This is a genomic window from Bradyrhizobium sp. OAE829 (genome assembly GCF_040546575.1).
GTDB lineage: Bacteria > Pseudomonadota > Alphaproteobacteria > Rhizobiales > Xanthobacteraceae > Bradyrhizobium.
In genome coordinates, this window is sequence record NZ_JBEPOE010000001.1 from 6391648 (window position 1) to 6411055 (window position 19408).

Annotated in this window: 20 protein-coding genes, 1 tRNA gene and 1 pseudogene; 7 read left to right on the forward strand and 15 right to left on the reverse strand. The window is 64.1% G+C overall.

The genetic code is table 11. The features are described 5' to 3' along the window. The first annotated feature begins 27 nt into the window (after window positions 1–27). From acuI to ABIE49_RS30810, 3 genes are all read left to right on the forward strand, one after another. Window positions 28–1014, forward strand: a complete 987-nt coding sequence (gene acuI, locus ABIE49_RS30800; RefSeq protein WP_192735201.1) for an acrylyl-CoA reductase (NADPH) — start codon at window positions 28–30, stop codon at window positions 1012–1014. Between the two features lie 164 nt (window positions 1015–1178). Then, entirely contained in the window at window positions 1179–1766 is a 588-nt protein-coding gene (locus ABIE49_RS30805) for a hypothetical protein (protein WP_192735200.1), read from the forward strand. Window positions 1767–1904: 138 nt separating this feature from the next. Further along, window positions 1905–2138, forward strand: a complete 234-nt coding sequence (locus ABIE49_RS30810) for a DUF6894 family protein (RefSeq protein WP_192735199.1) — start codon at window positions 1905–1907, stop codon at window positions 2136–2138. A 44-nt stretch (window positions 2139–2182) separates the two neighbouring features. Here ABIE49_RS30810 and ABIE49_RS30815 read toward each other — a convergent pair whose 3' ends face one another. The 5 genes from ABIE49_RS30815 to ygfZ all read right to left on the reverse strand — a co-directional run bounded on the left by ABIE49_RS30815 (window position 2183) and on the right by ygfZ (window position 8529). After that, window positions 2183–4900, reverse strand: coding sequence for a DUF2339 domain-containing protein (locus ABIE49_RS30815; protein ID WP_192735198.1), 2718 nt, complete (start codon window positions 4898–4900; stop codon window positions 2183–2185). Between the two features lie 136 nt (window positions 4901–5036). Beyond that, window positions 5037–5543, reverse strand: coding sequence for a tyrosine phosphatase family protein (locus ABIE49_RS30820; RefSeq protein ID WP_192735197.1), 507 nt, complete (start codon window positions 5541–5543; stop codon window positions 5037–5039). 847 nt (window positions 5544–6390) lie between these two features. Continuing rightward, window positions 6391–6999: a YfbR-like 5'-deoxynucleotidase gene (locus ABIE49_RS30825; RefSeq protein WP_502915940.1), complete on the reverse strand. Its 609-nt coding sequence runs from the start codon at window positions 6997–6999 to the stop codon at window positions 6391–6393. Between the two features lie 11 nt (window positions 7000–7010). Then, complete coding sequence (locus ABIE49_RS30830; protein ID WP_192735195.1) at window positions 7011–7637, reverse strand: DNA-3-methyladenine glycosylase I; 627 nt, start codon at window positions 7635–7637, stop codon at window positions 7011–7013. Between the two features lie 10 nt (window positions 7638–7647). Then, the gene (ygfZ, locus tag ABIE49_RS30835; protein ID WP_192735194.1) at window positions 7648–8529 is read right to left on the reverse strand and encodes a CAF17-like 4Fe-4S cluster assembly/insertion protein YgfZ; all 882 of its coding nucleotides are present in this window, start codon (window positions 8527–8529) and stop codon (window positions 7648–7650) included. A 162-nt stretch (window positions 8530–8691) separates the two neighbouring features. Here ygfZ and ABIE49_RS30840 point away from each other — a divergent pair, with 162 nt between their 5' ends. Further along, window positions 8692–10026: a dihydroorotase gene (locus ABIE49_RS30840; RefSeq protein WP_192735193.1), complete on the forward strand. Its 1335-nt coding sequence runs from the start codon at window positions 8692–8694 to the stop codon at window positions 10024–10026. 159 nt (window positions 10027–10185) lie between these two features. Here ABIE49_RS30840 and ABIE49_RS30845 read toward each other — a convergent pair whose 3' ends face one another. The 5 genes and pseudogenes from ABIE49_RS30845 to ABIE49_RS30870 all read right to left on the reverse strand — a co-directional run bounded on the left by ABIE49_RS30845 (window position 10186) and on the right by ABIE49_RS30870 (window position 12801). Beyond that, window positions 10186–10452: a hypothetical protein gene (locus ABIE49_RS30845; protein WP_192735255.1), complete on the reverse strand. Its 267-nt coding sequence runs from the start codon at window positions 10450–10452 to the stop codon at window positions 10186–10188. A gap of 91 nt (window positions 10453–10543) precedes the next feature. Continuing rightward, window positions 10544–11261 (reverse strand): annotated as a pseudogene (locus tag ABIE49_RS30850) (HAD family hydrolase). Further along, window positions 11251–11628 (reverse strand): TIGR02301 family protein, encoded by a 378-nt coding sequence (locus ABIE49_RS30860; RefSeq protein WP_192735191.1) that lies wholly within the window; start codon window positions 11626–11628, stop codon window positions 11251–11253. The pseudogene ABIE49_RS30850 and the gene ABIE49_RS30860 overlap by 11 nt, the downstream one beginning before the upstream one ends. Window positions 11629–11773: 145 nt before the next feature. Beyond that, window positions 11774–12193, reverse strand: a complete 420-nt coding sequence (locus tag ABIE49_RS30865) for an NUDIX hydrolase (protein WP_354067087.1) — start codon at window positions 12191–12193, stop codon at window positions 11774–11776. Window positions 12194–12285: 92 nt separating this feature from the next. Further along, the gene (locus ABIE49_RS30870; RefSeq protein WP_249133414.1) at window positions 12286–12801 is read right to left on the reverse strand and encodes a hypothetical protein; all 516 of its coding nucleotides are present in this window, start codon (window positions 12799–12801) and stop codon (window positions 12286–12288) included. A 62-nt stretch (window positions 12802–12863) separates the two neighbouring features. On the opposite strand from ABIE49_RS30870, the gene ABIE49_RS30875 reads away from it, so the two are divergent. Then, window positions 12864–13625, forward strand: a complete 762-nt coding sequence (locus tag ABIE49_RS30875; protein WP_192735189.1) for an SOS response-associated peptidase — start codon at window positions 12864–12866, stop codon at window positions 13623–13625. Window positions 13626–13774: 149 nt separating this feature from the next. Here the strand turns inward: ABIE49_RS30875 and ABIE49_RS30880 are convergent, their stop codons facing one another. The 4 genes from ABIE49_RS30880 to ABIE49_RS30895 are packed head-to-tail and all read right to left on the reverse strand — an operon-like array spanning window position 13775 to window position 17271. Beyond that, on the reverse strand, window positions 13775–14356 hold the full coding sequence (locus tag ABIE49_RS30880; RefSeq protein WP_192735188.1) for an NUDIX hydrolase: 582 nt from the start codon (window positions 14354–14356) through the stop codon (window positions 13775–13777). A 12-nt stretch (window positions 14357–14368) separates the two neighbouring features. After that, window positions 14369–14818 (reverse strand): GNAT family acetyltransferase, encoded by a 450-nt coding sequence (locus ABIE49_RS30885; protein WP_192735187.1) that lies wholly within the window; start codon window positions 14816–14818, stop codon window positions 14369–14371. A gap of 8 nt (window positions 14819–14826) precedes the next feature. Next, entirely contained in the window at window positions 14827–16254 is a 1428-nt protein-coding gene (locus tag ABIE49_RS30890; RefSeq protein ID WP_192735186.1) for an FAD-binding oxidoreductase, read from the reverse strand. A 24-nt stretch (window positions 16255–16278) separates the two neighbouring features. Beyond that, window positions 16279–17271, reverse strand: coding sequence for an L-threonylcarbamoyladenylate synthase (locus ABIE49_RS30895; RefSeq protein ID WP_192735185.1), 993 nt, complete (start codon window positions 17269–17271; stop codon window positions 16279–16281). A gap of 68 nt (window positions 17272–17339) precedes the next feature. Here ABIE49_RS30895 and ABIE49_RS30900 point away from each other — a divergent pair. Together ABIE49_RS30900 and ABIE49_RS30905 are read left to right on the forward strand one after the other, a co-directional pair. Next, window positions 17340–17416 (forward strand) — tRNA-Pro (locus tag ABIE49_RS30900). Between the two features lie 512 nt (window positions 17417–17928). After that, the gene (locus ABIE49_RS30905) at window positions 17929–18621 is read left to right on the forward strand and encodes a DUF2270 domain-containing protein (RefSeq protein ID WP_192735184.1); all 693 of its coding nucleotides are present in this window, start codon (window positions 17929–17931) and stop codon (window positions 18619–18621) included. 129 nt (window positions 18622–18750) lie between these two features. Here ABIE49_RS30905 and ABIE49_RS30910 read toward each other — a convergent pair whose 3' ends face one another. Then, the gene (locus ABIE49_RS30910) at window positions 18751–19374 is read right to left on the reverse strand and encodes a PepSY domain-containing protein (RefSeq protein ID WP_354067090.1); all 624 of its coding nucleotides are present in this window, start codon (window positions 19372–19374) and stop codon (window positions 18751–18753) included. Window positions 19375–19408 lie beyond the last annotated feature (34 nt).

Below are 19408 nucleotides of genomic sequence, written 5' to 3' on the forward strand. Positions count from 1 at the left end.
CAACTGACAAAGTTCGGGAGAGTCATCGTGGGAACGTTCAAGGCCATCAGGATCGACAAGGCGGAAAAAGGCACCACATCAGCGCTGACGCAGTTCGACGAAGCCGAATTGATGGAAGGCGACGTCACCGTCCGCGTCGAATGGTCGACGCTGAACTACAAGGACGGTCTGGCCCTCACCGGCAAGGCCCCGGTGGTGCGGCGCTTCCCGATGATCGCCGGCATCGACTTCGCAGGGATCGTCGAGCAATCCACCCATCCGCAGTGGAAGGCCGGCGACAGGGTGGTCTGCAACGGCTGGGGCATGGGGGAGACCCATCTCGGCAGCTACGCCGAGAAGGCCCGCGTCAAGGGCGACTGGCTGGTGCGGCTGCCCGATAATATCTCGACCCGCGACGCGATGGCGATCGGCACTGCGGGCTACACCGCAATGCTGTCGGTGCTGGCGCTGGAGAAGCACGGCCTGACGCCCAAAAGCGGTCCCGTCGTCGTGACAGGTGCTGCGGGCGGCGTCGGTTCGGTCGCGACCGCCGTGCTGTCGAAACTCGGCTATCAGGTCATCGCCTCCACCGGGCGGGTGTCGGAGGCCGATTACTTGAAAGGTCTCGGCGCCGCCGAAGTGATCGACCGCAACGAATTGTCAGGCCCCGCAAAGCCGCTGGCCAAGGAGCGCTGGGCCGGGGGCATCGACAGCGTCGGGTCGACCACGCTCGCCAACATCCTTTCGATGACGAAATATGGCGGCGCTATCGCCGCGTGCGGCCTTGCGGCGGGCATGGACCTGCCGTCTTCGGTGGCGCCGTTCATTTTGCGCGGAGTGTGCCTTCTCGGCATCGATTCCGTGATGTGCCCGATCGAGCAGCGCAAGCTTGCCTGGAGCCGCCTCGCCAGCGATTTGGATCACGGTAAACTAGCTGATATTACTCATGAAATCGGCCTGGACCAGGTCATCGGCGCCGGTGCCAAAATCCTCGCCGGCGAGGTCCGCGGTCGAATCGTGGTAAAAATTCTCTAACGGCGTTCAGACTTTACCAACCATGCTGCTCCAATGTTGCCACGGTTCGTATGGTAAGCAGCGGGTAAAGAGGCCTGCATGATCCGGAAAACGGGATAACGGTTTTCTGCGGAGGTCATGTCTAGCAAGGCGGGTGCCCGCGCTCAGTAGGGTGGAGTTGCTGCATGCTTGCGCGTTTGGTGTTGGGGGCCGTCACGGCCACGGCGATGGTGGTGCCGGCGCTGGCCGGGATGATGAATGCCGATGAAGCCCGCAAGTTTGTGGCCGGCAAGGTTTTCGCCTTCACCTGTTTCGACGGCTCCCGCGGCGCAGGCCGCGTGCTCGACGATCTCGGGGCGGCCGGCTCCATTCAATTCAGCGGCGCGGGGCCCACCCGCCATGTGCGCCTGCCCGGCAACACGCTGCAGATCCGCGGCCAGGCCGTTTGCGCTTCCATCAAGGGTCTTCCGTTCGAGCCGTGCTTCAATCTCGAAAAGCGGGATGACCGCTCTTTCCGGGGATCGGTGTCGGGCATGGGCTTCGCCTATTGCGATTTCCGTCACCAGGGCGCGCAGCAGATGCTGATGGCCCGCTCGGTGGCGCGGCCGCGTTCGCTGCATGCGCCGGCGCAGACACGCTCGGCCGACGCCTCGCGCACGGAGGTCTCGGCTCGGGTCGAGACGCCGGCGGTTGAGGCAGCGAAGCTCGAGCCGGTGAAGGCGGAGCCGGCGAAGGTCGAAAGCGCGCCGGAGCTGCGCCGCTCCACCGAGTGATATCAGGCGAAATGAAGCCCAAAGTTGGGAAAGTGTGCCCGTAGTCATACGGGCTGGCGTTTTCACGTCTTGGTAGCGAGTCTAGCCCACCGTGACGGCCAATGACGGCCTGGGGGCGGCTCATACGTGAGATCAACTATGCCGCTGTATTTTTTCCGGATTAGCAACGGTCACTACGCTGGTGCATCCGAACAGGGCTCCGAATTCGAAAGCCGCGAAGCCGCCTGGGCCGAGATGACCAAGGTGTCCGGCAACCTGCTCGGCAGCATTTCGCGCAGCATGAAGCAGAATGCCGAATGGCAGATGGAAATGCTGGACGAATCCAAGAAGCCGGTGTTCAGGATCCGCCTCGTGGCGGAATCCGTCACCTAATTTTCGATCGGCAAGTTCCTCCGTTCGGCGCGCGGCCTGACCGATCAACTCTCCGTCGGCACAGCAGGCGCCATCGCCGCCCGCCTGCGGAACAGGATCCGCTGATACAGCCAGCCGATTGCCACCAGCACCAGGCCCAGGCACATAAACGACAGCGCGCGATAAACCCCGGTCAGCGTCGACATGTCGATCAGGAAGGCTTTCAGGATCGTCAGTGCGATCACGACCGCTGATGCCAGCCGCGCGCGTTGCGAGTTGAAGAGGATGCCAACCCCGAGCATGACGACGCCGAACGCCAGATAGGCGATCGAGTAGGTGTATTGCTCGGCGCCAGTGGTCGGGCCGACGGCCATGACCGGACCGTGATAGATCCTGCGGATTTCAAACGTCACATAGGCCAGCGCCAGAATCAGCGCGCCTGCCGCGATCGTGTTGGCGTATTCGACCGGACGCCGCCCCGCCACCGCATAGGACAACAGCAGCGCCAGCACCGCGGGCAGGGCATAGCCGAGCAGCAGCAGGTTGATGACGGCGCCGCCGACATCGATCGACCATAGCATCGGGTTCTCCAGCACCAGCAGCCCGAACGCGGCGGCCAGGCCTGCAAAGGCGGTGAGCAGGATTGCGCCGGCATTGTGAACGACACTTCCGGTCCGGAGGCGCAGGCGCTCCAGCCCGATCGCCATCGCCAGCGCGACACAGACCTGCAGCGCGATTTCGGCCAGGCCGGCGCTCGGGCGATAGACGTCGCCATTATTGACGGCATGGCGGATTTCCATGAACGCCAGCAGCACCGTGAACAGGATGGCAGCGGATTCCACGATGCGCAGCGGCGCATCGTCGCCGCCGCGGCGCAGGAAGATGCTGCCGGCCCAGAACGATAGCGCCGGAATGCCGTAGCCCCACAGCAGCCAGTTGAAAATCGGCGTGGTTCCGACGGCGTGGCCTACGATGCGTGGCTCGTAGCCGATCCGCAGCACCACGATGGCGGCGAGGATCGCGGCCAGCGAACGCAGGAACGGGATCGGGCGCTGCATCGAGATCCAGGCGGTGCCTGCCGACATCAGCGCCAGCGCGATGGTCAGCCAGCCTTTTTCCAGCGCGAACGTCAGCGCCAGCGCCAGCGCCGCGAGCGCGCCGGTCGCAAACAGCGCGATCGAGGCCTGCAGGCCCGGACGGTCCTCGCGCTTGGTCAGGATCTCGGTCGCCGCAGCATAGGCGGCGGCCAGGATCACCGCGAGGATCGCGAACGGGATCGAGCGGTCGAGATTCGCAATTCGGGCATAGAGCGCGACCAACAGTGCCAGCGGCGTAAACACGGCCGCAGCCGACCACACCACGGGAATGATCGGACTGGCCGAGCGGCCCTGCGCCAGGAATCCCGCGACGCCGAAACCTGCCGCGAAGATCGCAGCCGAGATCATGTGCAGCGAAACAGAACCATCCGTTGCGCTCGGCCCGATGCCCGCGATCGGCCCGCCGGGCAGCACCAGCATGTCAGGGTTGGCGCGGATCGCCCATTCGGCGAACACGATGAAGACGAGACCGGCGGCGGCGCCGACCGCGCCGACCGCGGCATCGGTGCGCCAGGCCACAAACAGGCTGCCGGCTACCAGCAGGCCGAACGTAACCATCGCGACGTCGGCATGAGAACTGTTCAGCACGATCAGGGTCGCGCCGAGCAGATAGGCCGCGAGCGAGCCGGACGAAATCGGTTCGATCTCGCCTTCTTGCGCCGAAGGCCCGAACATGAAGCCGCACACGACAAGCAATGCGGCGAGGATGAAGCCGGCGATCACATGGAACACATGCGGCGCGACCATCGACGGGCCGCATTGCAGGCAGGGAAGCGTCCAGAGCAGTGCGAACACGATGGTGGTGACCGCAAGCCAGCGCCACATCCGCACCCGCGCCAGGCCGAAGGCGGCCGCGGTGACGATCGCGAGATAGACATAGAGCGCCCAGAAGTCCGGCTTGCCGGAGGAGACCAGGACCGGGGTGACGAAGGCGGCGGCGATGCCGAGCCCGGCCAGCGCCGGCCCGTGCAGCAGTGCCGCGGCCAGCGTGCCCATCGCGACCAGCCCAAGCAGGATGAACGCGGTGGCGGGGACCAGGAAGCCGTACAGCGCATAGGCTGCGTAGACGGTCGCAAAGGCCACGGCAGTGCCGGCGGCGGTCAGGATCGCTGGGATGTTGGCGATCGGCGTCGCTTCGATCGTGGAGATGCTCTCCTTGCGGCGGGTCCATTCGCCGGCAGCGAGCAGCGCCAGCGCGAACAGCCCGCCGAGCAGCACACGCACTCCGGGGCCGAGCAGGCCGGCCTCGATCGAATAGCGCACCATGAAGAAGCCGCCGAGCGCCAGCGTCAGGCCGCCGATCCACACCACCCAGCGGGTGCCGATGGTTTCCTCGAAGCCGCGATCGGGCTGCGGTAGGGGCGGCGGCGGCGCGGCGGGCGGGCCGTCAGCCGTTTCCGCGGCCGACTCGGTCGGCGCTTCGGTTTGCGGCCCGGTGGCGGGAGGGGTCCATTCAGCCTCGGGCGCGATCGGCGGCGGTTCGGCCGCGACGCCGGGAGAGGCGGGCGTGGTGCCTTGCTCGAACATCTGGGGAAGCGGTGGCGGGACGGACCTGGCGAGCGCCGCTGATGCTTCCATCCTGTCCAGCCGCCTTCGCAACTCCCCGATCTCGTTCATCGCTTTGACGGCAACGATAACGGCGACAATGGCGAACAGGAACGGAAGAATTATGAACTCGTCGAGCATCAGGCCTCCAGGCGGGCACGCAGAAACGTTAACCGCCTCTATGCGGCCCGTCGCAATGCTGTGAGTGCAGTTCTGCCCGAAAAAAGTTCAAACCGCCCCCGGCTGGCGGCATTTTAGCACAGCTATTCGCGCAAGATTATTCGAGGTCCACGCGGAAGGGGCGGCCCTCCACAGTCATGCTGCCGGGGCCCATCTCATCGAGCGCCCGCAGCATCCGCCCCTCGCGCCCCAGCGCCTTGTCGGCGAGGCTGACGATCAGCCGGTTGGGCTGGGCGATCGGCGAGGCGGCGCGGATCTGCCGGGCGATCGAAATCTCGTCGCGGTGCGGATTGAGCATGCAGGCGGCCGCAAAGGCGCTGGCGGTTGAACGGCTGATGCCGGCATAGCAATGCACCACCATCGGCGCACTGCGGTCCCAGCCGCGCACGAAGTTCAGCACCTTCTCGATATGCGCGTCCGACGGCGCCAGAAAGCCGTCCATCACCTCGGTGATGTCGTCCATCGACACGCGCAAATGGTTGGCCTCGAGCACCGAGGCCGGCCGCTGCACCTGATCGACATTGGCCATCACGGTGAGGATATGGCTGGCGCCGGTGGCCTTGACGGTTTCGGGAAGGGCGGCAAGCGAGCAGACGTGAAGCATGGCGATCCTTTTGGGGAGGCGTCCATTGCGGACCGTCCCTGGGCAGGAGCCATTATAGGCCCGGGTGGGGGCCGGTCAAAGCGCCCTTCGGCCCGGGTGGGCTACGGACCACAACATCTAGCCCGACGGCCGCGCCCGGCGTCGCCTTGGCGTAGCCGGGGCAAATCACTTCTGGTATTCGGAAGTCATGTCAAGCCCCGAAATAAAAAATATTTCTGTTTACCAGAATGAAAATCAGGTGCATATGTTTGCCCATCCCGTCCTGGTCAGAAGGGCGTCGGCCGTCGTCACGGACGTTGGACGGGTTGCGGTGGACGCTGGTTTGCGCTGAGACGACGGCGTGGATAAGCGTACGGCAAAACCGTGTGGTCCTGGCGCCCGTTGCAGGCGTCAAGCCGTCGGCTAGGCGCAAGCTGAACCGGTGGTGACGGAGTCAACCAAGAACTCGTCTCCGGGGAGATCACGGCATAAGCCGTAAAGCCATTGCGCAGGGAAGGCCGGGTGTTCTCCGCTGCCCTGTATGCTCGTGTGCAGCCTACTTAGTGCAAACCGCACACGGGACCGCGGGTGCAGCGCGCACCCGGTCTTCCCTGCGCCCTCTATCTTCGAGGGCAAGGATTTCTGGCAAAGCTCGGGCGCGATGCGCCGCGAGAATGCAAAACTGCGTTTTGGATATGATGGTGCAACAACAAGCACCGCTGTCGTCCCGGGCTTGACCCGGGACCCATAGCCACAGGAAGAAGTTTTGCGAACGGTCTCTGTTACCGATTCTTCACCGAGAGATCACGCGGTATGGGTCCCGGCCCAAGGCCGGGACGACGGGTTGATAAATCTCAGGGTGCAGCCGCTACGACGCCACCGCGCCAAACCGCGCCAGAAACTGCTTCTCCGCCTTGGCTGCGGTCCATGGCGTCAGATATTCGCGCACGGTTGGTTCGGGCAAGCCGGGATCTTTGCCGAACAGGCGCTTCGCCTCGGCTTCGGCGAAGCCTGCGAGATGCGTGGCTTCGAGATAGGCCGCGCCGCGGTCGGCGGCCTTGATCGCCTGCGTGATGGCATCCGCCAGTACCGGCGGCAGGCCGAAGCGGACATGGATCGCCGCCAGCAGGCGTTTCTCCACCACCTTGTAATCGCCGCCGATGACAGCCTTGAACGGCGAGATCATGTCGCCGATGACATATTCCGGCGCATCGTGCAGCAATGCGGCGAGCCGGAATTTCAGGTCGACGCGCGGCATCTGCTCGCGCAGCACGGCTTCCACCAGCAGCGTGTGCTGCGCCACCGAAAAAATATGCGCGCCGCTGGTCTGGCCGTTCCAGCGCGCGACGCGCGCCAGGCCATGGGCGATATCGGCGACCTCGATATCGAGCGGCGAGGGGTCGAGCAGATCGAGCCGCCGTCCCGACAGCATCCGCTGCCAGGCCCGGGTCGAGACATCGGAAGATTTGCCAGCCATCCTTCTTGTCGTCATTTGGCCTTGAGGCGGGGCTTGCGATGTTGTCCGCTGCAGGTCTCATGGCAGAAGCACGTGACCAGATGGTCGTTGACCATGCCGGTGGCCTGCATGAACGCGTAGACGATGGTCGGCCCGACGAACTTGAATCCGCGCGCGCCGAGCTCCTTCGATATTTTGATCGACAACGGCGTCGAGGCCGGCACGCTGGCGGTGGTCTTGAACTGGTTGACCTTCGGCTTGCCCTCGACGAAGTCCCACAGGAATTTCGAGAAGCCCACGCCTTCTTCCATGATCTTGAGATAGCCCTTGGCGCTGTTGACGGCGCCTTCGATCTTGGCGCGGTTGCGGACGATGCCGGCATCGTTCATCAGCGCGTGGACTTTCTTCTCGTTGTAGCGCGCGATCTTCTCCGGCTGGAAATCGTCGAAGGCTTTGCGAAAGTTCTCGCGCTTGCGCAGGATCGTGATCCAGGAAAGGCCGGCCTGAAAGCCGTCGAGGATCAGCTTTTCATACAGCGCGCGGTCGTCATATTCAGGCACGCCCCATTCGGTGTCGTGATAGGCCATGTAGAACGGGTCTTCGCCCGGCCACGGGCAGCGGGTCTTGCCGTCGGCGTGCAGGCGTGCGGAGCGGCTCATTGGACTATGCTCATGCGACGGTCTGCTTCGGCGGCGTGCGCACGTCGTTCGGATCGGTGAGGCGGATCGCAAGCCCGCCGGCCGACAGCGTCAGGCCGGCGTCGAGCGCGTCGGCGACGCGATCGGTTCGCAGCAGCGCGATGCCGTGGCCGCCGGCGGTCGACCCCATGGTGCCGACCGGCTTGTCGCCGGCAACGACGGGAATGCCGACTTCGGGCGAGAAATCCTCCAGCGTGACCCGAAGCGCGCGGGTGCGTGCTGTGCCGCGATGCTGCATCCGCGACACCACCTCCTGCCCGACGTAACAGCCCTTGTCGAAATCGATGCCCTGCAGGCGGTCCATGTTGGTTTCGTGCGGAAACGCGTCGCTGTACATGAAATCGAGCCCACCGCGCGGCACGCCAATGGCGATGCGATGCACCTCATAGGCGGCTTCATCGACGAGCTCTGCGCCGATCAAATCGGCGACCTTTTGCTTGAGCTCTTCGGGAACCAGAATGCGCCAGCCGAGCGTTTCGTTGCGCGGGTCGGCAAATGAAAGATCGGGCTTCATGTCAGGCTCGCCGTCCCACACCGCGAGCACGCCGAGGCTGTCGGAGAGGTTTTCCACCGCGACCTTGGCGCGCAGCTTGTAGAAGCCGAGCTTGTCGGCGAGGCCTTTTGCCAAGGGGCGCGGCACGTCGATCAGGAACCCGCCGCCATGGCCGCTGGGAGCCTCCGTGATCAGGAAATCCGCTGTTATCTTGCCCTGCGGCGTCAGCAGCGCGCCGAACCGGCCAAGGCCCGGCCGCAGCAGCGTGAGGTCGGTCGTGACGAGGCCATTGAGGAAGTTGCGGGCGTCCTCGCCCGAAACCTTGACCACGCCCCGGTCGGTAAGAAACGCTGCTTTCATGCGCTGAAAAGGCCTATTTTGAGGTTCGTGCTCGAACTTCTCGTTGAAGTTCTCGTTCAAGTTCCTGGGGAAACACAGGTGCCGGATATCACATGGGAAGTTAAGGCGCTAAGGTGCCGTCAACAAGCCCGAGAGGCAGCCTAAAACGGGCGTCGAGGACCGATGAATCAGCGATTTGATACCATTCTAAAATCCGGCACCGTGGTCAATCAGGACGGCGAGGCCATCCGCGACGTCGGCATTTCCAATGGCCGGATCGCCGCGATCGGCGGGCTCGGGCAGGCGTCTGCGGCCGAGACGATCGACTGCAAGGGCCTGCACATCCTGCCCGGCGTGATCGACACCCAGGTGCATTTCCGCGAGCCGGGCCTGACCCAGAAGGAAGACCTCGAAACGGGATCGCGCAGCGCCGTGATGGGCGGGGTCACCGCGGTGTTCGAAATGCCGAACACCGATCCCCTGACCGTCACCGAGGCGACCTTCAGCGACAAGATCAAGCGCGCCCATCATCGCATGCATTGCGACTTTGCGTTTTTCATCGGCGGCACCCGCGACAACGTCGCCGATCTGCCGGAGTTGGAACGCGCGCCGGGCTGCGCCGGCGTCAAGGTGTTCATCGGCTCGTCGACCGGCGCGCTGCTGGTCGAGGACGACGAAAGCCTGCGGCGGATCTTTGCGGTCATCAAGCGCCGCGCCGCCTTCCATGCCGAGGACGAATACCGCCTCAACGAGCGCAAGTCGCTGCGCATCGAAGGCGATCCGCGTTCGCATCCGGTGTGGCGCGACGAGACCGCGGCGCTGATGGCGACGCAGCGCCTGGTGAATATTGCCCGCGAGAGCGGCAAGCGGATCCACGTGCTGCATATCTCGACCAAGCAGGAGATCGACTATCTGCGCGACCACAAGGACGTCGCCTCCTGCGAGGCGACGCCGCATCATCTCACATTGGTGGCGCCCGAATGCTACGAGCGGCTCGGCACCCATGCCCAGATGAATCCGCCGGTGCGCTCGGCCGATCACCGCGACCGCATCTGGTACGGCATCGAGCAGGGCATCATCGACGTGCTCGGCTCCGACCACGCGCCGCATACGCTGGAAGAGAAGTCAAAAACCTATCCGGCCTCGCCCTCGGGCATGACGGGGGTGCAAACGCTGGTGCCTGTCATGCTCGACCACGTCAACGCCGGGCGCCTGTCGCTGCAGCGTTTCGTCGATCTCAGCAGTGCCGGCCCGGCGCGGCTCTACAACATCGCGACCAAGGGCCGCATCGCCGCCGGCTACGACGCCGACTTCACCGTGGTCGATCTCAAGCGCTCCGAGACCATCACCAACAAATGGGTGGCTTCGAAGGCGGGCTGGACGCCCTATGACGGCATGCGCGTCACCGGCTGGCCGGTCGGCACCTTCGTGCGCGGCAAGCGCGTGATGTGGCAGGGCGAACTGACGACGCCAGCGACCGGCGAGGCGGTGCGCTTCCTGGAGACGTTGAGGGCGTAGTGCTCTGAGCGCGGGCGGGACACGCGGCTCCATCACAGGTGTCATCACCCGCGCAGGCGGGTGATCCAGTATTCCAGAGACGGTTGTGATAAAGCCGAGAGGCCGCGGCGTACTGGGTCGCCCGCCTTCGCGGGCGACGACAGCGGAGTGTGCGAAGGATTACTGCCGCGCCAGCGACAACGAAAATTCGCCGTTGCGTACGCGCGCGGGAAGGCCTTCGACGAATTTCGCCACCGCGTCCTCGCCATAGGTCGAGACCAGTTCGGCCAGCGCCGTGAACAGGCTCGCCTGCGCCAGGCAGTCGCCGTCGACGCCATCGTGGCGCGCCTCGGCCCAGGCCTCATGGAGGTAGCTGAGCGCAGCCTGCTTCTGTTCGTGGTCGGGCAGCGGATCGCGGTGAAGCGAATAAGACGCAGGATGGCTCATGAAACTCGACAGACGTTGCGCGCGTTCCCCAGCGGAGCGCATCTGATCGCCAAGCTGTAGCATGAGCAGAGGGGCCTGCTAGGCCACATCTTTAAGAAAGGTTAACGCCGCTCCCGGCATTTGATGGGGTCGCGGGTTCCGCAGAAAAATCCCGGGAAATGCAGTCGAGTATGGCCTGCGGCGTGGCGCAGACATGCAGCGCGCCGGCCCCGATCAATTCGTCCTTGCTGCCATAGCCGTAGAGCACTCCGATTGCCTGCATGCCGTTGTTCTTGGCGCCGACGATGTCGTGGCTGCGGTCGCCGATCATCAGCGTCTTGGACGGATCGACGGCCGCGATCTTCAGCGCGTAGTCCAGGAGATCGGACTTGTCGACGCGGGTGCCGTCGAGCTCGGAGCCGAACACATGCTCGAAATGATGGCGCAGCCCGAAATGCTCGACGATGCGTGTCGCGAACACATGCGGCTTGCTGGTGGCGACGAACAACCGGTGGCCGGACTGGCGGAGTTTCGTCAGCACTTCGCTGATCCCGTCATACACGCCGTTCTCGTACAGCCCGACATCGGAAAACCGCTCGCGGTACAGCGACACGGCGCGGTCGGCGGAATCTTCCGCGCCCAGCAGTCTGACAAAACTGGCGCGCAGCGGCGGGCCGATGCACCAGGTCAGTTCGTCCTCGGTCGGGATGCTGTGATGGTCGAGCTTTTTGCAGCGCATACTGGATCGAGCGGGTGATGCCGGGTTTTGGATCGGTCAGCGTGCCGTCGAGATCGAAATAGATTGCGTCGAGGGGCAGGTCAGTTCGCATAGCGGGCAGTCAGGTCGCGCGAGATTTTCGAGCCTTCCTCGATGTAGCGGCGGATCGCGATCGAGGCGGCGGGCGTACAGGTGCGGTAGGTCTGCTGGAAGCCGTTGTAGCCGCGGTTGAAGCCGGCGATCATGCGCGCGCGGCGTTCGCCCGAGGGCGTTTCGGCATCGACCAGCGCCTGCATTTCGTTGCGCCATTTCGCGCCTTCATTGTTGCCGCAGATGCCACGCAAATAGTGCAGCGTGCCGAGGATTTCGGCCAGCCGCTGCAAATCGCGGTCGAACGGGGCAGCACCATCCTGGGCCCGCGCGGGCGTCAGATGGCAGGCCGAGATGACGATGAGGACGGCGAAAAAGTGCTTGCGCATTTGGGGGTCCAGAACCCGCCCGATATGCCCCCTCAATGCGCCGGAGGCAAGACATAGCGTTTTCAAGCGAAGCATGCCCTCGGACTTGATCCGGGGTGGACACCGGTTCGCGTCAAGAAAACGCGTCAAAACAAAGGACTCGCGCCTAAACCAGCTTCCGTGCCGCTGCTAAGACCTCCAGAAGGCCGCCGGTGAGCCTGAGATCGCCGAGCGCATCGGGGTCAAACCATCCGAAATCGTCGTGCTCATCGTTCAGAACCGGCTCCCGGGCGGTCCAGCGCGCCGCGAACGACATGATCAGATAATGCCCGCCGCCGCCGGTTCCCGGCAGCACTTCGCGCCAGCCGGCCAGCTCCAGAATCTCGATTCGCAAGCCCGTTTCCTCGTCGACCTCGCGATGCAGCGCCGTATGCAGCGATTCGCCGAATTCGACCCGGCCGCCGGGGAACGAGAAAAAGCCCTTGCCCGGCGAGCGCGAGCGGCGGACCAGCAGCACCTTGCCGTCGCGAAAGATCGCGCCGCTGACGGCGAGCTGGGGACGGATGGGCGGGGCTAGCGAATCCAAGGGCTTGATCCGGCAAAAGTGGCAGACGGTTTCTGTCCGGATCATGCCCGATCGATGCGCAGAGGTCTAATGCACTGCCGTCAGGTCAGGCCTTAGTTCGACATGATGGTTTCGACGTCGGCCTCGGTGGCGCCGTTGATGATGCCGCCCGCCAGTGCCACCAGCGGCTTGACCCAGCCGGTGGCCTGCTCGGCGAGCGTGGCGCGGGTCTTGTCCTGGCGGGCTTCGCGCATCGCCGAGCCTACCGCGGTCAGGATCGAGGTCATGGTGTTGGCTACCTTGTCGAACTCGGTGCGAATCTTGGGGTCGGCCAATTCATAGGCCTCGATCGCGAGATCGCGGGCCTTGAAATTGGAAGCCCAGAAATGCTCGGCGTAGGACAGCGGACTCCAGGTCAGAAAATCCTCGGCGCATTCCGGCATATCCGGAACCATCTCGAGCAGCATGATGGCTTCGTTGAAATGATTCAGATAGTCGGTGGCAAGCCCGGTGCGGGGATTGATGTTGGCGGCGCGCAGCAGCGCGGCGCGGGCCTCATCGATGGGGCCCGTGCGTGGCGGCGGTGTCGGGCGATCGGGTCGCGCTTCTGTGGCGGCCGGTAAGCTCATCTGTTCCAGTGTTAACAACTGGGGTTAAAAGGGATTAAACGGACCCCCATTCGGGTTAGATTATGTGCGGACGTTTCGTAATTACCTCGCCGCCGGCGGCACTTAGGCAGATTTTCGGCTACGTTGAGCAGCCCAATTTCCCGCCGCGGTACAATATTGCTCCGACGCAGCCGATCCCGGTGGTGATGCTGGAGAATGGCGGCCGGCATTTCCGGTTGATGCGCTGGGGCCTGGTGCCGGCCTGGGTCAAGGACCCGCGCAAGTTCTCGCTGCTGATTAATGCCCGCTCCGAGACGGTGCGGGAAAAGCCCGCCTTCAAGAACGCAATCAAGCGGCGGCGCTGCCTGATTCCCGCCGACGGCTATTACGAATGGCAGGATTCGAGCGGCCGCAAACGGCCGTTCTTCATCCACCGCCGCGACGGCAAGCCGGTCGGCTTTGCCGCATTGGCCGAGACCTGGATGGGGCCGAATGGCGAGGAGGTCGACAGCGTTGCGATCGTCACCCCGCCGGCCAGCCGAGATCTGGCGGCGCTGCATCACCGCGTCCCCGTGACGATCGCGCCCGAGGAGTTCGAGCGCTGGCTGGATGCCCGGGCCTTTGATGCCGACGACGTCATGGCGTTGTTGACCGGCCCCGCGGAAAGAGAATTCGCCTGGCACGAGATTTCGACGCGGGTCAATCGCGTCGCCAATGACGACGCGCAATTGCTGCTGCCGATCACGGACGAAGAGCGCGCGGCCGAGGAGCCGAAGCCGAAGAAAACCGTGCGGAAGGTGGTTTCATCAGAGCCGGAGGATGAAGGGCAGGGATCGTTATTTTAACTCTGCGTCGTCCCGGCCTTGCGCCGGGACCCATACCGCCGTGTCCTATCGGTAAGAGCAAAGGCGTTAGAGACCTTTAAAAGCAATAAACATCACGCGGTATGGGTCCCGGCGCAAGGCCGGGACGACAGCTACCCCGGAACGACAGCTCACCTGAAAATATTCAGCGCCGCATATTGCAGCAGCATGATCGTCTTGGCATCCGCGATGCGGCCGTCGGCGATCATCGCGAGCGCGGAATCGATCGGCAATTCCAGCACCTCGATGTCCTCGCCTTCGTCGGCCAGGCCTCCGCCGCTGCCGATCCGCATCGAGGCTTCATATTCGGCGATAAAGAAGTGCAGTTTCTCCGTCACCGCGCCCGGGCTCATGAAGGCCTCGAACACTTTCTTCACGTCGTGGAGGCGATAGCCGGTTTCCTCTTCGGCCTCGGCGCGGATTCGCTCCTCCGGCGATGCATCGTCGAGCATGCCGGCGGCGGCTTCGATCAGGAGATCGTCATGGCCGTTGACGTAGGCCGGCAAGCGGAACTGCCGCACCAGCACCACGGTGCGCAAGGCAACATTATACGGCAGCAAGGCTGCGGCATTGCCGCGGTCATAGACTTCGCGAACTTGCGTCTGCCATTCGCCGCTGCCGCGGCGGTAGTCGAGCGTGATGCTCTTCAACAAATAGCGCGCATGGGAGAGGACACGCTCGTCTTTAATGCGGACGCGGTCGGAGATGGTCATGGCATTCCTTCATCAAGGCGTAGGCGCGCGGCCGTCGAGCCATTTGGCGAAAACGATCGTCTGCGCCTCGGCATAGCCGATCGACTGGTAGAATGCGCCAGCGCGGGCGTTCTCGCGCCGGACCATCAATTGCACCTTGGCCATGCCGGCCGCGCGCAGCCAATCCTCGGCCGCGTTCATGATGACGCGGCCATAGCCGCGGCCGCGGCGTTCCGGATCAGTCGCGACGTAATAGACCCAGCCGCGATGGCCGTCATGGCCGGCCATGGCGGTCGCCACCATGGCGCCGCCGTCGCGGCCGATCAGCACGGTCGAATTCGGCCGGCGCCGCGCCAGTGCGATGTCGGACGCCGGATCGTTCCACGGCCGCGTCAGTCCGCACGCCTGCCATAGCGCGACGACGGCGGGGACGTCGGCATCCGCGATCGGCGCGATGGCGAGTGGCGGAAGCGGCTTTGGCACTGATGTGTTCACAGCACCTTGCCGGGGTTCATGATCCCTGCGGGATCGAGCATCGCCTTGATGCTCCGCATCAGTTCGATCGCGACCTTGTCTTTCACGTCAGGCAGTTCGTCGCGCTTGAGCACACCGATGCCGTGCTCGGCGGAAATCGATCCGCCCATCCGGAGCACGATCGCGAACACGACCTCGTTGACCTCGTGCCAGCGCGCCAGGAAGTCCGCAGTGTTGCCGCCGACCGGCTGGCTGACATTGTAATGGATGTTGCCGTCCCCGAGGTGGCCGAACGGCACCGGCCGCGAGCCCGGGATCAACTTCACCACCGCCGCGTTGGCCTCTGCGATGAAATCAGGCACGGCGGCGACCGGCACGGAGATGTCGTGCTTGATCGAGCCGCCTTCCGGCTTCTGCGCCGCCGACATCTCGTCGCGCAGCTTCCAGAACGCCGAGCGCTGGCTGAGGTTCGCCGCGATCACGGCGTCATCGACGATGCCTTCTTCCATGCCCTTGGCCAGGATCGATTCCAGCGCGTCACGGGCATCATCGCGCGAGGACGACAATTCCATCAGCACGTACCAGGGATGCTTGCTCTCGAGGGGATCGCGGATGTCGATGCCGTGACGGATGCTGAAATCCACCGCGATGTCGGCCAGCAGTTCAAAGCTGGTCAGGCTGCCGGCGGCCTCGTTCTGCGAGATCGACAGCAGCTTCAGCGCCTGCGCCGGCGATTGCAGGCCGACATAGGCGGTCTCGATCGCCCGCGGGTTCGGGAACAGCTTTAGCGTCGCCGCGGTGATGATGCCGAGCGTGCCTTCCGCGCCGATGAAGAGGTTGCGCAGATCGTAGCCGGTGTTGTCCTTTTTCAGCTTCGACAGCGAGTTCAGGATCCGCCCGTCGGCCAGGACCACTTCCAGGCCGAGCGCCATCTCGCGCGCCACGCCGTAGGCGAGCGCGGCCGTGCCGCCCGCGTTGGTCGAGAGATTGCCGCCGATGGTGCAGCTTCCTTCGGCGCCAAGCGACAGCGGAAACAGCCGGTCGACGTCGCGGGCGCGCTGCTGCGCGACCTGCAGCACCACCCCGGCCTCGCAGGTCATGGTGTTGGAGGCGGCATCGACCTCGCGGATTTTATCTAGCCGACGCAGCGAGACGACAACTTCGCCATTATGCGGCGTCTGGCCGCCGACCAGCCCGGTATTGCCGCCCTGCGGCACCAGCGCGATTCTATGCGCGGTGGCGAGCTTGCAGATTTCGGAGACTTCCGCTGTTGATCCCGGCCGCAACACCAGCGGAGATTTTCCGTGAAACAGGTCGCGTTCCTCGGTGACATAAGGCGCGATATCGGCAGCATCCGTCACCGCATACTTGTCGCCCACGATCGCGCGGAATTTCGCGATCAGCTCGGGCGGAATCTGTGGCGCGGCAGGCTGGACGATATTCATGGTCTGGTTTCACTCCCGTCCGATTCACTCCCGCCCAACCGCGGCGCGGCGCAGCCGGTCGTTGATGGCTTCACCCAATCCGTCGTTGGGAATGGGCATCACGGCGATGGTTTGCGCAGCCTTGCTGTCGAGCGCGCGAAGATAGCCGAACAGATTGGCCGCGGCCTCGCTGAGATCGCCGCGTACGGACAGATTCATCACCGCGGCGGCGGCGTCAATTCCCGAAACTGCATCGCTGCCGAACGCCAGCAGCGCTTCGCCGGGCTCGATCCTGATTGCACCGAGCCGCACACGCGTTCTCGGAGCATAGTGGGACGCCAGCATGCCCGGCGCCAGCGGCTGGGCGCTGTCACTCTCGGCGTCCGCAGGCGGTTGTTTGAGCGCGCGGCCCAGCACGCGCTCGATGTCGGCGCGGGGCAGGCCACCCGGCCGCAGCAGCATCGGTTCGTCGAAAATGCCAACGATGGTCGATTCGACACCGACCGCGACCGCGCCGCCATCGACGATCAGGTCGATCCGCCCCTCAAGATCGCTTTGCACATGGGCGGCCGTCGTCGGCGAGACGTGCCCGGACAGATTGGCCGACGGCGCCACCACCGGCCGGCCGAAGACGCGCAGGATGTCGCACGCCACAGGGTGCGCCGGTATCCGAATCGCGACGGTCTCGAGCCCCGCGGTGGCGAGGTCGGCGACCGCGCAATGTTCGGCTTTCGGCAGCACCAGCGTCAGCGGCCCCGGCCAGAACGCCTCGGCCAGCCGCAAGGCGGCCGTGTCAAAACGGCCGATTTCGCGCGCTGCGGCGAGATCGCCGACATGGGCGATCAGCGGATTGAAGGCCGGCCGGCCCTTGGCCTGGTATAGCCGGGCGATTGCAGCCGCATTGGTGGCGTCCGCCCCGAGCCCATAAACCGTCTCGGTCGGGAACGCGACCAGCCCGCCTTCGCGCAAACAATGCGCGGCAGAGGCCACCGCGGCCTCATTGGCGGGCAAAACCGACGTTTTCAGGCTTGTATTCACAGGGATTAATTCCTCAAATCGGTGCCTTGCGGTGACCGAAACCGGCAGCTATAAGCCGCGTTCTTAGTCGGAGTGTGGCTCAGCCCGGTAGAGCACTGCGTTCGGGACGCAGGGGTCGCAGGTTCGAATCCTGCCACTCCGACCATTATTTCAATGGCTTGCGCGACCTTCACGCGGCCTCTTATTGACCAAAAATCCCGGTTTTGCACGCAAAATGCACGCAGCATTTTCGGGGCGCACGAGACGGCCTTCATCTCGCGCCCGATGGTGCAGGAAGTCGTCAGGAGCATATTGAGCCTGGGCACCCGCGCGACGTTCTCCGTGCGTATGGCGAATCAACATTGCGTTGATGCGGTCCTCGAGACCGGCCCTCTTCACCAGATGCGGTCATCGTCAATGTTGAAGCCGTGTTATTTCCTTGACGGCCGCTGCCCAGCGCTCCGCTTGGGCATTCACAAACGCCGCGAAGGGTCCGGTCGTGTCACCCAGCGGCCCGAAACCGAAGTCCGGCATTCTGGCCTGCACGTCCGGCAAGCGAAGCGTACGATGCAGCCGATCTCGACCGCGAGCTTATCGATGACAGGCATCGGTGCCTGCACGCCGCTGGCCGTTGTTGCCGGCCGATCGCCGTGATGAATTCGAAACAGGGAGATGAAAATGCAGGAACCGGAAAGACGCGAAATCGGCCGCATCTATTTTCCTTCATCTCCCAGCGAGTTCATAACTGCATTTGCTCATTTCCATCGGGCCGAGATTGCCCGCATGGCCGGATGGCGAGATCGCATCGACCGGACCACCAATTGGGCCATTACGCTGGTCGCCGCGATGCTCTCGGTCTCACTTTCGACATCGAATGCGCACCACAGCGTGCTGATGTTTGCGATGGTGCTGGCATTCTTCCTGCTGATGATTGAGTCGCGGCGCTATCGCTTCTTCGACGTATATCGGTCTCGCGTGCGCAGGCTGGAGCGCAATTACTACGCCAAACTGTTTGATCCCGGCGTGAAAGCGGAGGAGGACTGGCAGCGCATCATGGCTGCCGATCTCCTGGCGCCGACATTCGTGATGTCGATGGCAGAGGCCGTGTCGCGAAGGTTGCGACGCAACTACATCTGGATATTCCTGATCCTGCTGGGCGCATGGGCGCTCAAAGTGACCTTTCCCTCCTTCAGCGGCGAGGTCCCGCCGGCTCTCACCTTCCACGATTGGGTCAGGAACGCCGGCGTGGGTCCGGTTTCCGGCTGGATCATATCGGCGGTCATGCTGGCTTTTTACGGCTGGATCGTCATCGCTGCATTGAGGACTGGCGGCCTTCAGGGCGAACTCGCGCATGGCGATGCTCATGTGTGAGGCGTGCAGGCATGTCTTTCGATCCTGGAGGTGGGACGGCAAGCAACCAATCGATGTCCGCGAACTTTTTCGACATGACCTTCACGCAGCGGGCGGAATCGAATTGGTGTTCGCCGTGGTGTGATTGAATCATCGCGATCCGTGGCGGGCGTTCGATCCCCGGCCTCTTGCCTGCGGTGGTTCGAGAACGACCTGCTTCAGATCGCCGCCGCCGTTCACAACGACGACGACGAAATTGAGTTTGCCATTGTCGTCCATCAGGCTTCCGCCGATGGCGCGTCCCGACGCTACCTGTTCCGCGATGATGACGGCGTCCGACAGCTCTTGCCGGACGGTCCGCAGCGCCATGACGTTGTTCCGGTCGTCCGGATTGAGGTCCTTCAGGTGCGACACTGTTTCCGCACCGATCGTGTCGCCGGTTTTTGCATCGATCGCATGTTCCCAGAGACGGTTATCCTGGACGGTCTTGACGCGATAAACCGGGGAGCCCGACGCGCCATCGAAGCTGATATCCGCGGTTCTCGAACCGGCGTGCCGCTTTTCAGCGATCCCGATCGCCTGGCGCAGTGAGAGCTGGGCGGCACGGAATGCCTCGAGCTCGCGATTGACCGCCTCCTGGTGGACGCGCGCGTCCTCTGTGCCTTCCTGCTGCGTGGCAGCCTCCTGCATGGCCGACAATTGGGGTATCGCAAATGGCGGAGCAAGCGCGAGGAGGGAGAGAAGGATGACCGCAAATCGTTGCTTGTTTGACATCGGCTGCTTTCGTTGTTTGCACGTGCCGGATTGA